Raw genomic sequence first — 12,287 nt, 5'->3', positions numbered from 1 at the left:
AATCCTCCCTATTTCGACCAAAAAATTGATTTCCACAGCTAACGTTAGTACCTTTCTAATTGCCCTTTGCGAGACCGATTTTAAAACTGGCGCATTATAGCCCGGGTGCAATCCTGGTTGGAATGTAAAAAGCCTTTCTGCTGTAACAAAAAGGCTTTGAGATGATTTCAGTGGTGGAGCAGATTTGCTACCCCGTTCAGAATAATTACATGTCAAAGATACATTCCCTTAGGGCATTTTTTCAAATCAAAAAGATGTTTTATGAGCAAAAAAGTATCTATGGAAGTGATCAATCCTTGTGCTGCTGGGATTGATGTTGGAAGCCGGTCACATTATGCAGCTATCGGTCAGGCAGAATCTGATGTCAGGGAGTTTGGTGTTTACAATGAGAATTTATTAGAAATGGCCCAGTGGTTTTTAGGTAATGGAATCAGAACTGTGGCTATGGAAAGTACAGGCACTTATTGGCAAAGTCTATATGCTGCGCTTCAGTCCGCAGGGTTGGAGGTAATTCTGTGCAACGGCAAGTTCACTAAAAACATTAAGGGAAAGAAAACGGATGTACAGGATTGTCAGTGGATTCAAAAACTACATACATTAGGTTTATTAAGCGGAAGCTTTTTACCGGATGAAGCCACGGAGCAGTTACGCACCTATTGCAGGCACCGGACTAATTTATTAGAACAGGCAGCAGGCACTACTAAGAAAATGCAGAAGTATCTACGGCTACTGAATCTGCGTCTGGATGTGGTAGTCAAAGATGTAGCCGGTCTCTCGGGGCTTGCCATGATCGATGCCATTTGCAAGGGAGAAACCAATCCGGAAAGACTAGCTGCTTACCGCCATGGCAATTGTAAAAAATCAAAAGAGGAGATTGCCAAAGCCTTACAATGGAACGGGAGAAAAGATTACTTGTTTGCACTGGGTCATGAATACCAGATGTACCAAAACCTGCAGTCAAAAATTACAGAATGCGATGGTGAAATCGAAAAGCTCCTGAATGAACAGATTGGCCAGGACGACAATAAAAAGCAGCATGCCATTGATAAAAAAGTTTACAAGAAAGTAAATAAGAATACGCCCAAGAACATGGACATCAACCTGCTCTCTTATCAATATTTTGAGGGGATAGACCTGCTGGCAATTGAAGGAGTAAGCTATTCCACTATACTCACTCTGATGAGCGAGGTAGGCAATGGGATACATAAGTTTGAATCAGCCAAGCAGTTTTCCAGTTGGTTAAGACTTTCGCCCAATAATAAAATAAGCGGAGGCAAAGTACTGAGTAATAAAATACCTAAAGGAAGTAACCGGTTAAAAATAGCCCTTCGAAATGCCGCCAATGCCATAGGAAATCTGAAAGATACAGCTCTGTCCAATTTCTTTAAGCGCATCGCTTTCAGAAAGGGACGTGTGTCGGCTATATCTGCAACAGCCAGAAAACTGGCTGTTATTATTTGGAACATGCTGGTAAAAAAAGTCCCTTACAGAGCCGAGACCACTTATGAATTTCTAGATCAGAAAAGAAAGAGGAAAGTTCAGGAAATGAAAAAGCTAATTGCTAGGTTTGACATCAGGACGGACGAGCTTAATTTGCAATTGTAAATCAAGGAGTTATAAAACGTTAGTCAGAAACATAAAAAGCTTGAAAATGAAAAGAATACAACAATTTTACTCATTGTTGCTTGTTTTAAGGGGTACTCGCAGACATCCATTGACTTAGAGAAGTTTATTATAGCAATTGACAACCAAGTCGGAAAACTCAAAAATGACACATCCAAACTAATGGGCTGGAGCAGTGAGCTAGGAAACTACGAAGAAACATTCTACCTTGAGTTTAAAACAGCGGCTAACAATGACCTACTGAGGGTAGCAGTCGAGAAGCCAGGCAAGGAGAAAATTCTTTACTATTTCGATAAGGGGAGACTTTTAGGTGCCAAGGTTGAAATGAGCAAGGAGTTTAAAACATGGGAAGGAAAGTCGCTGGTTATCCATCAGCCAGAGCCAAAACGACACGAGGTAACACTCCATTCTCCCGACGACCAGACTTATGAAAACGTCTCTCAGCAATTAGCCGTGGTTGGGTACGGGTGGAAAAGCCATTACAAAAAGATTAAGGAGTAATCGCAAGTGTGACTAAATAATGTCAGCGCATAACAATCGTCTCTGTGCAATTTATGGTGAAGTGATTTATCTTATTTGGCTGCTATCTACTACATTAGTGCTGGCTTTAACGTGAGGTGCATTTAATGCCGTAACTGCAATAAGCCCAAACCGTTATGCATCATAAACTCATTTGTCCACAAAGAAAAAAAGAAATAGCAAAGTTTTCGACAAGAGACCTTAGCTTCTCATTCTTCCATAGAATAAACAGATTCTTACTAAAAGATTAAAATAAAAATCTTAGCATCCTGTTATTTTAAAAGAGTAAATCTTTCTATTTTCTCTATTTTTCCAACAGCAGAAAAAACGAATATGTCTATATCAAACGAATTTGAACTGATGGGTATGAAAAAGGCAAGTGAAGCCGTTGCCCTTACGTTGAAGGAAATGAGCAGCTATGCTCAGCCCGGTATGAGTACAAAGCAATTAGACAACTATGGTGCAAAAATACTTTCGGATTTTGGAGCACATTCAGCGCCGTACCTCACTTATGATTTTCCCGGTTTTACCTGTATCAGCATCAATAATGAATTCTGTCACGGCATTCCTTCGGATAAAAGAATACTGAAAGAAGGAGATCTGGTTAATATTGATGTTTCGGCCGAGCTTAACGGCTTTTGGTCTGACAATGGAAATTCATTTGTACTTGGAGAAGATATCAACCGGCACCAAAATCTGGTAGACGCTTCCAAACAGATTCTGCACAAAGCCATCAACCATATAAAAGGCGGCATACGCATTTCAGATATAGGCTATCTGATAGAAACGGAAGCGAAGAAGCGTGGTTATAAAGTAATTAAAAACCTGACCGGACACGGAATAGGCAGAAGTCTCCACGAAGAACCGGGCGAAATAGCGAATTACAGGGACCGGTTTAACCTGACGAGATTCAAGAAAAATTCTGTTGTTGCCATCGAAACTTTTATATCCACAACATCAACTTATGCCGAAACCCTGGAGGATGGCTGGACAATGGCCGGAAACAAAGGCGGCTTTATGGCGCAGCACGAACATACAATTATTGTTACAGATGGGATTCCGGTTATTCTGACAGAGATGAACGATATCTGGAACTGACAAAATTCATTATGCCGTTTGAATGATTCAATTTCTTTTTATACCCGCTTTCTTTGGACTAAGTACCGAAGTGTATATCATTTATTTCCTGATCGGGTTAACCACGTTTTTCTTATGGCGCCATTTGTTCAGGAGATACATCAGGAATGAGGGCATCAGGAAAATTGCGACCTGGGCAGCAACTTTGTTTGGTATTCCTTTTATTTATGCCGGACTAATAGCCGCTTTATTGTTCGGAATAACGTATGAACACAGCTTGGATTTCAACCAATTGAAATGGATGAAAGACCGGGAAAAGCGATATCAAATGGCTAATGATCTGATTGAAAGCAAAATTCTGATTGGTAAAGATACAAGTCAGGTAAAACAGATTCTAGGAATTGCGAATTCGGTCAACACAGATGGTGAATGGGTTTATACTATGGGAATGGGCGGCGGCGGACTTGGCTTTATGTTTCATAACTTAATTATTAAATTTGATAACCATAAAGTACTTGCGGTAGAACATGCAAAAATACCTGACTAATGAGAGCCTCAACCCATTATCTTTATAGATAACAATTACCGGGTACAATCAGAGATCCAGAAATGAAACAGAAATTTACAATTTTCGCTTTGAGCGTTCTGATTCTAATCTCGTGTAAGGTCAGCAAAAAACCAGTTATAATTAATCATAAAATGGAAACAGCAATCGGCAGTTTGAATTTTAAGAATGGTTATTCGGATGTAAATGGCATTAAAATGTATTATGAGATTTATGGTCAGGGAAAACCTCTTGTGCTCATTCATGGAGGTGGTTCTACCATTCAGACTTCGTTTGGCAGAATTATCCCTTTGTTTTCAAAAGACAGGCAATTGGTATGTGTTGAATTACAGGCTCACGGCCGTACCGGCGACAGAAACTCGGAAATTTCGTTTGAACAGGATGCAGATGATGTTGCAGCACTTTTAAAAAATCTCGGCATAGAGAAGGCTGACATATTTGGATTCAGCAATGGCGGCAATACGGCTTTGCAGATTGCAATCAGACATCCGCAACTCTGCGATAAAATTATTGCCGCATCCGTACTATTAAAACGTGAAGGTACATTTCCTCAGTTCTGGGAATTTATGAAAAACGGAACTTTTGAGCAAATGCCCCGTCAATATAAAGAGGCGTTTCTGGAACTTAATCCAGATAGTTCAAAACTTATGACCATGTATCAGAAGTGCGCCAGCAGAATGATTAAATTTAAAGACGTTCCGGATGAACAACTCAAGTCAATAAAATCTCCTGTTCTTCTTATAAACGGAGATACGGACGTGGCTACTACCGAACATGTGGCAGCCATGTCCAAACTGATTTCTGATTGTAAATTAGCCATTATTCCTGGTGGACACGGCGAATATATCGGTGAGATAACCAGTTTAAAACCCAATTACAAAAACAGCGACTTTATAATTCCGATACTGGAGAATTTTCTGAACGGGAAGCATAGAGCATCAATTGAAGAATAATTAACAAACCGGTATTTCAACCCCTTATCACCCAAAGACGAATTAAAATGGCTGAGAAAAAATCTAAACTGGTTGAAATAAAAACAAAACCAACCACGGAAAGTGTAGAGGATTTTATTAATGCGATAACCGATGAACAGAAGCGAAAAGACAGTTTTTTACTTTTGGACATGATGAAAAAAGCCAGTGGAGAAGAGCCTCTTTTATGGAGCAATTCTATCATTGGTTTTGGTATTAAGCGATACAAAAGCCCCACCACCGGCCGGGAGGTTGACTGGCTGCGCATCGGTTTTTCTCCGCGTAAAGCAAATTTGTCTTTATACATTAGCGTAGGTATCCATGAACATGCCGATGCGCTGGCAAAGCTGGGTAAACATAAAACAGGCGTTGGTTGCCTGTACATTAATAAGCTGGAGGATGTTGATCAAACCATTCTGAAAGGAATAATTGAAGCCTCATTAGCTAAATAAAGCCATTCATAGGTACATGTTGAAAAAAATCATTTATACTGACCAATCGAAAACCACCATTATCATTCCTTTATTAGTAGGTGCTGTGTTTCTTTCGGAGGCCTTGACCCGCCGTGTTTTGTCCTTGCGGCTCGACCCGCAATCTCATGAATGAAAGGATTTTACAGGATGATTGAGATACCGGGTCAGGCCCGGTATGACATGTGTTCTCCATCATTGCAATCTTAAGACGAGTGCTTTGGAGCTTGATTTTAGCGGAATTACTGACGGGATCAATAATCAAAAAATTGCTTCAGTTTACTGGCAGGTCTCAGGCATTATTAAGCATCTGAATTTTCTTTCTCTCTCCTACAATCCAAACAACATCACCCCATTCGAAAACGGTTTGAGAGTTTGGATTGATTATTCTTTCATCCTTTCTTTCAATGCCTATAACCAGGCCGTTGGTGCGCTCACGTATGCCCGAATCTCTCACAGTTAAACCTTTGAGCTTATTGTTTTCATCGACCACAATTTTTTGAACGATGATATCCTCAATACTATGTTCGGCTACATCTGGTTCTTCTATCGTATCAAATACGGGTTTAAACACCTGCATCTCTGCATCAGAAGCAATAATGCCCAGATGGTCGAAAGGCAGTAATTTGTTGGTTCTTCCGGGGGCATAAATCAGTTTTTCTCCGCGTTTAATATAGGCAATGTTGATTCCAAAGTGCTCACGCCACGCCAGTTGCTCCAGGGTTTTCCCCACATAAGTAGCCTGCTGATCTACCACCATATCTACCATGTGAACACTCCATGAGGAAGGATCTGATCCGGGATTAAAATGCTGACTTAAAATATTTTCTGAATTACGTTCTTCTTCAGCTGCCCTTTCACGTTCATTTAAATTAGTAATGAACCTTCCCTCCAGCCGCTGGTAAAACTTTTGCATTTTTTGAGAAAATACCAGCAGTACGGCTACCGTTACAGGCACCGCAATAAAAATTACACCCATGGTTGAAAACAACCTGTTTACCCAAAAACTAATAATGAGCATGCCCGCCACATTTCTTGAAATTTCTAATATTAATAAGGGCCCGTGGTTATATTGCTTATCGAGCCATAATTCTTTGTAACTCATATTGTTGGGCCGTTTTGCCATTAAGGCCCATAAAAAAGGAGCCGAAACAGCCAGAGAAACCAGCAGTGTAATGATCTTAGCGATCATGGGATCACCGGTGTTTGAATTTAAAAACGGAAGAAGAAATTCCAGGGATATTAACATGATGGCCAGAATGATAATTCCATTAGTGATCACAATGTTGAGATATGCCTTGATCACTTTTTTCCAGTTGCTTTCCGCCTGAATATTTTGAGCGCCCGAAGAGTAGTTATTTAATGCTAAAAGCCATTTTGGCGGCAAAATGCGAACAATAAAATCGTAAAACTTTGGCGAGAATTTAATCATGTAGGGCGTAGTAAAGGTGGTAATTGCCGACGCACCTACAGCTACCGGAAATATAAAGTCGCTGGTAACACCAAGAGAAAGACCCAGCGCTGCCACAATAAATGCAAATTCACCAATCTGAGCCATACTCATTCCAACCTGCACCGATTGTTTAAGCGGTTGCCCGGAAAGCAAAGCTCCGATGGTTGTACTGAAAAATTTCCCGAACAGGGTTAACAGCGTAACCCATAAAACGGGCCAGCGGTATTCCATAATCGTAACGGGATCAATCAACATTCCCACCGATACAAAAAATACAGCACCAAAGAGATCTTTTACAGGCTTTAATAAATGCTCTACTTTTTCGGCCTTGGTTGTTTCGGCCAGTATAGAACCCATGATAAAAGCGCCTAGCTCCGCAGAAAAGCCAACCTGTGTGGCAATCATTACCATTCCAAGACAAAGGCCAATTGAAAGAATCAGAAGGGTTTCCTCATCCAGAAGCGGCTTCACAATTCTTAAAAATGTAGGCAGAAGAAAAATTCCGGCAATAAACCATAAGAGAAGAAAGAACAGTAGTTTGCCCACCGTAAACAGCATTTCGGAGCCTTCAAATTGCTGGGTAACTGCTACCGTGGAAAGAAGTACCATCAGCAAAATCACCACAATATCTTCTACTACCAGCACGCCAAAAACTACCCGGGCATAATGTTTTGTTTTTACGCCCAGCTCATCAAAAGCTTTAATAATAATTGTTGTTGAGGAACTTGCCAGCATTCCGCCCAGAAACAAACTGTCAATAGTTGACCAGCCCATCCATTGGCCTACAAAATAACCGGTAACCGTTATGAAAATAATTTCAACAAAGGCTGTGATAGAGGCCGAGCCTCCTACCCTCACCAATTTTTTAAAACTAAACTCCAGTCCCAGGCTGAACAGCAAAAATATAACTCCGATTTCGGCCAGCGTTTTCACATTGGTAGTATCTACTACTGTTGGGGTTAATGATAAATGCGGTCCGACAAGAAACCCGGCAATGATATATCCCAATACCAAAGGCTGTTTTATTCTTCTGAATAATAAGGTGGTAATTGCTCCAACAATCAGAATTAGTGCTAAATCTTCTATTAATTTTGGTAAATGACCCATTCTTTTTCTTTTGTAAGTAACCTGTATCCCAGGAAACCGTAATGCCTCAATTTTAAGATATCCTGCTTCTGATCTGAGAAAACATTTCAATAATATTAAAATTCATATGCTGCCCGAACTGCATGATGAACCCGAAGAATATAACAATTAAAATTAATTAAAGCGTTTAGATCTTGGCTTTTTGCTCTCTTCTTATCATTATAAACCTGGTTCTTAACTGCCTGCAAATCTTTTATACAAAGTATTGCTATGAAAAAGGACATTATAATTATATAATTTCTTGCATTTTGATGCCATTTTAAAGATATTTGTTGCACTAATTATTAACATGTCAACAGACCGTTTCAGTACGTATGGAGATCTTCTGGATCGCACTGCACGCAAGGTAAAGCAGTACGCCCAGCGCCGCTTTAATGCTGAAAATTACGATATCACTGTAGACCAATGGCTGATTCTTAAAAATCTGAACCAGAACAACGATCTGAACCAAAGTCAGCTGGCTGAAATTACAGAGAAAGATCATCCAACTCTTACCCGAATAATCGACCTTTTATGTAAAAAAGGACTCACCGAAAGGCGCATCCATCCGGCCGACCGCAGAAGTTTTACAATCCATCTTACAGAACTTGGCAAGCACCATGTTGCAGAATGGAGCCCTAAAATGGCAGAGATCAGAATGAAGGCCTGGGAAAATTTAACCGAAGAAGATTACAAAAATTTAAAACGTATACTGGATACCATTTATAACAATTTAGATGTGAAAGGAAATTAATCCTCCAATCAAATCCGGAAAGCATAACTGATAACAACAATTCAATATTAAAAAAATGATTACAACTGATATTTGCATTATAGGCGCCGGCCCTGTTGGGTTATTTGCCGTATTTGAGGCAGGCTTGCTTAAAATGCGATGCCACTTAATTGATACCTTGCCACAGGTGGGCGGTCAATTGTCAGAGATTTATCCTCATAAACCCATCTATGACATTCCTGGATATCCTGAAGTTAAAGCTCAGGAGCTGGTAGAAAAACTCATGGAGCAGATTGCACCTTTTCATCCGGGTTTTACATTGGGAGAACGGGTGGAAACTCTGGATAAGCAAGAGGATGGTTCATTTATGGTAGGAACCAGCGATGGTTCTACAATCCATTGTCAGGCTGTTGTGATTGCAGGTGGATTAGGCTGCTTTGAACCCCGCAAACCGGAAATAGAAGGTTTGCTGAATTTTGAAGGCAAAGGTGTGGAGTACATGGTTAAAAACCCCGAGCACTTCAGAAACAAGAAGGTTATTTTAGCCGGCGGCGGTGATTCTGCCCTTGACTGGACTATTTTCTTATCAGACATTGCCGAAAGAGTTACCTTAATTCACCGTGGCGATACGTTCCGCGGCGCACCGGATTCAGCTGAAAAAGTTTTCGAACTGGCGCAGGAAGGTAAAATTGATCTGATTTTACAGTCTAACCTGGTAAGTGTTTCCGGTAACGGGAATCTGGAATCGGTTTCGGTAATTGGTAGAGATAAAGTTTCAAAAACTCTTACTACAGACTTTTTAATTCCGCTTTTTGGATTGAGTCCCAAATTAGGGCCAATTGCCGAGTGGGGATTAAACATTGATAAATCTGCTATACAGGTTGACACTTTTGATTATTCGACCAATGTGGAGCGTATTTACGCTATTGGCGATATCAATACGTATCCCGGCAAATTAAAATTGATCTTATGTGGATTTCACGAAGCGGCTTTAATGGTTCAGAGTGCTTTCAAATACGTTTATCCTGACAAGAAACTTAGTTTTAAATACACAACTGTTTACGGAGTAAACGAATTTTAATAAATGCCTGTCAGTCTGAGCTTGTTTAGTACATGTAGTCCGGCAGGCTCAGACTGATAACTTACCATAAAGCTTGGGAATTAGCTATATAATTCCGGATACTAATGATTGAATTTACAGTCGAAGATCGCGATGGCGAGCAAAAACAAGTAGAAGTTCCTGAAGAGATCAGCCTTAGTTTAATGGAAGTTCTGAAGGCTTCCGATTACAACATTCTGGCAACCTGCGGCGGTATGGCTTTATGCGCTACCTGCCACGTACAGGTTTTACGTGGTCTGGAAGATTTGCCTCATGCCGGTGATGAAGAAATGGACATGCTTGACACTTTACCCGATGCAGGTTTTGACAGCAGGCTTGCCTGCCAGATCCGCATTGATGAAACGCTGAACGGTATGGTGTTTCGCATCCGCGGAGACGAACAATAATACCTGTACAGCGTTTAATCTGCACAGAATTTTAATCAAAGATTATGGCCGAAAAATCCTTACCTGTTAGTGCCCAGCCCAGAATAGTAATTGTTGGCGGGGGATTTGGGGGAATAGAGTTAGCTAAAAGACTAAAAAATAAAGATGTACAGGTTTTAATGCTCGACAGGCATAATTATCATACATTTCAGCCTTTACTTTACCAGGTTGCTACCGGCGGTTTAGAAGCTGATTCAATAGCTTTTCCATTACGAAAAATTTTTAAAGGATATAAAAACTTCACCTTCAGGGTTGCTGAAGTTCAAAAAGTTATTCCTGAGCGCAAAATTCTTGAAACCAGTATTGGCGATATAAAGTATGATTACCTGGTATTGGCTACCGGTTCTGACACTAATTTTTTTGGTCAGAAAGAGGTGGAACATTATAGCATGGCTATGAAAACCATTCCCGAGGCGCTTAATTTACGAAGTATGATTCTCCAGAATATGGAGGAAGCCCTGATTGAACAGGACGCACACATCAAAGATTCATTAATGAATTTTGTGGTAGTTGGCGGCGGACCCACGGGAGTTGAATTATCCGGAGCTCTGGCTGAATTAAAAATGCATGTTTTGCCCAACGATTATCCCGAGCTGGACATTAATAATATGGATATATACCTTATTGAAGGTTCGCCTGATTTACTGGGATCCATGTCGGCAACTGCTTCCCGCAAGGCCAAAGATTTCTTGGAAGAAATGGGCGTAACCGTTTTAACTAATGTGAGGGTACTGGGTTATGACGGAAAGCAGATATCGCTTTCAAGCGGGCAGTCAATTCCTTCCAAAAACGTATTATGGTCTGCAGGAGTGAAAGGCAGCATAATTGATGGAATCTCTCCGGATATGCTGGTACGCGGAGGAAGAATAAGGGTAGACGAGTTCAATAAAATCCCCTCATTGGATTGTATTTATGCTCTGGGAGACGTGGCTGCAATGGTAAGCGATGAATATCCGAATGGTCATCCTGGAGTTGCTCCCGCAGCTATTCAGCAGGGAAAAACGCTGGCAAAAAACCTTCTTAAGATTATAAATAATCAGCAGCCTGAACCTTTTAAATACAATGATAAAGGGTCAATGGCCACCGTTGGAAGAAACAAAGCGGTTGTTGATATTGGCAAAATCCGTTTCCAGGGAGTTTTTGCCTGGTTTGTATGGATGTTTGTTCACTTAATGTCATTGGTTGGGTTCAGAAATAAAGTGGTAACCTTTGTTAACTGGGTTTGGAGTTACTTTAGTTTTGACCGGGGCACCCGATTAATTATCAGAAGATTTAGCCGAGAATCAATGACTGAAGATCCCCTGGCAAAATAATACCTTAGTATCTCTAAAAATATAAATCATGATCAAAATTATAGAGTGTCCGCGTGATGCAATGCAGGGATTGCATGATTTTATTCCAACAGATATTAAAGCCGAATACATCAATTTACTATTAAAAGTAGGATTTGACACCATAGATTTTGGAAGCTTTGTTTCGCCTAAAGCCATTCCGCAGTTAAAAGATACGGTAGAGGTTTTAGAACAACTGGACCTTCATTCTACGCCTACCAAATTACTGGCTATTGTAGCTAACATCCGCGGAGTAGAAAATGCGCTTTTGCATCCTCAAATTAATTATCTGGGATTTCCATTTTCGGTATCCGAAACTTTTCAGCAGCGTAACACCAATTCAGGTATTAAGCAATCATTACACACTGTTGATGAATTAATAAGACTTTGCTGTATTCACCAAAAAACGGCTGTGGTTTATCTTTCAATGGGATTTGGAAATCCTTACGGGGATGCATGGAGTCATGAGATTGTGGAAGAACTGGCAGAAGAACTGGTAAACCGGGGAGTAAAAATCATTTCACTTGCAGATACAACAGGAGTTTCCACACCTGAAAACATCAATTATCTATTCCCACACCTGGTAAAGAGATTTTCAGACGTTGAATTTGGAGTTCATTTACATAGCACCTCTGCTTCCTGGAAAGAAAAAATTGAGGCTGCTTATTTAAGCGGCTGCAAACGTTTTGACAGTGCCTTAAAAGGATACGGCGGCTGCCCAATGGCCTCTGATAACTTAACCGGTAATATAGCCACAGAAAATATTATCAGTTTCCTGGAAAGTAAAAATGAAATATTAAATCTGGATATGGATAAATGGCATGAAGCTATGGAATTTTCGGAAGAAGTATTCCAACAGAATAAATAGCGTGACT

At 40.4% G+C, this 12,287-nt stretch carries 12 protein-coding genes; 11 read left to right on the top strand and 1 reads right to left on the bottom strand.

Annotation, left to right across the window (positions count from 1 at the left end; all coding sequences use genetic code 11):
* Window positions 1-261: 261 nt before the first annotated feature.
* The 6 genes from G521_RS0112070 (at window position 262) to G521_RS0112045 (ending at window position 5,207) form a co-directional block, all read left to right on the top strand.
* Window positions 262-1,605 carry an IS110 family RNA-guided transposase gene (locus tag G521_RS0112070; protein WP_036678713.1) on the top strand — a complete coding sequence of 448 codons (1,344 nt, stop codon included), beginning with the start codon at window positions 262-264 and terminating at the stop codon, window positions 1,603-1,605.
* A gap of 180 nt (window positions 1,606-1,785) precedes the next feature.
* The gene (locus G521_RS0112065; protein ID WP_026898772.1) at window positions 1,786-2,124 is read left to right on the top strand and encodes a hypothetical protein; all 339 of its coding nucleotides are present in this window, start codon (window positions 1,786-1,788) and stop codon (window positions 2,122-2,124) included.
* Between the two features lie 351 nt (window positions 2,125-2,475).
* On the top strand, window positions 2,476-3,240 hold the full coding sequence (map, locus tag G521_RS0112060; protein ID WP_026898771.1) for a type I methionyl aminopeptidase: 765 nt from the start codon (window positions 2,476-2,478) through the stop codon (window positions 3,238-3,240).
* A gap of 22 nt (window positions 3,241-3,262) precedes the next feature.
* Entirely contained in the window at window positions 3,263-3,766 is a 504-nt protein-coding gene (locus tag G521_RS17135) for a hypothetical protein (RefSeq protein WP_051189721.1), read from the top strand.
* Window positions 3,767-3,918: 152 nt separating this feature from the next.
* A complete protein-coding gene (locus G521_RS0112050) occupies window positions 3,919-4,737 on the top strand; it encodes an alpha/beta fold hydrolase (protein ID WP_026898770.1) in 819 nt (272 codons plus the stop codon).
* A 47-nt stretch (window positions 4,738-4,784) separates the two neighbouring features.
* Window positions 4,785-5,207 carry a DUF1801 domain-containing protein gene (locus G521_RS0112045; RefSeq protein ID WP_036679157.1) on the top strand — a complete coding sequence of 141 codons (423 nt, stop codon included), beginning with the start codon at window positions 4,785-4,787 and terminating at the stop codon, window positions 5,205-5,207.
* 310 nt (window positions 5,208-5,517) lie between these two features.
* Here G521_RS0112045 and G521_RS0112040 read toward each other — a convergent pair whose 3' ends face one another.
* A complete protein-coding gene (locus tag G521_RS0112040; protein ID WP_026898768.1) occupies window positions 5,518-7,785 on the bottom strand; it encodes a cation:proton antiporter domain-containing protein in 2,268 nt (755 codons plus the stop codon).
* Between the two features lie 328 nt (window positions 7,786-8,113).
* On the opposite strand from G521_RS0112040, the gene G521_RS0112035 reads away from it, so the two are divergent.
* From G521_RS0112035 to G521_RS0112015, 5 genes are all read left to right on the top strand, one after another.
* Entirely contained in the window at window positions 8,114-8,557 is a 444-nt protein-coding gene (locus G521_RS0112035) for a MarR family winged helix-turn-helix transcriptional regulator (protein WP_026898767.1), read from the top strand.
* Between the two features lie 55 nt (window positions 8,558-8,612).
* Window positions 8,613-9,617 carry an NAD(P)/FAD-dependent oxidoreductase gene (locus tag G521_RS0112030; protein WP_026898766.1) on the top strand — a complete coding sequence of 335 codons (1,005 nt, stop codon included), beginning with the start codon at window positions 8,613-8,615 and terminating at the stop codon, window positions 9,615-9,617.
* A 104-nt stretch (window positions 9,618-9,721) separates the two neighbouring features.
* Entirely contained in the window at window positions 9,722-10,042 is a 321-nt protein-coding gene (locus G521_RS0112025; RefSeq protein WP_026898765.1) for a 2Fe-2S iron-sulfur cluster-binding protein, read from the top strand.
* Window positions 10,043-10,086: 44 nt separating this feature from the next.
* Window positions 10,087-11,394 carry an NAD(P)/FAD-dependent oxidoreductase gene (locus G521_RS0112020; protein WP_026898764.1) on the top strand — a complete coding sequence of 436 codons (1,308 nt, stop codon included), beginning with the start codon at window positions 10,087-10,089 and terminating at the stop codon, window positions 11,392-11,394.
* A 28-nt stretch (window positions 11,395-11,422) separates the two neighbouring features.
* Window positions 11,423-12,280 carry a hydroxymethylglutaryl-CoA lyase gene (locus tag G521_RS0112015; protein ID WP_026898763.1) on the top strand — a complete coding sequence of 286 codons (858 nt, stop codon included), beginning with the start codon at window positions 11,423-11,425 and terminating at the stop codon, window positions 12,278-12,280.
* Window positions 12,281-12,287 lie beyond the last annotated feature (7 nt).

It is taken from the genome of Daejeonella oryzae DSM 19973 (assembly GCF_000422945.1).
Lineage (GTDB): Bacteria > Bacteroidota > Bacteroidia > Sphingobacteriales > Sphingobacteriaceae > Daejeonella > Daejeonella oryzae.
Note: the sequence above shows the minus strand (reverse complement) of the source record. Positions and strands in the feature narration are given on the sequence as shown.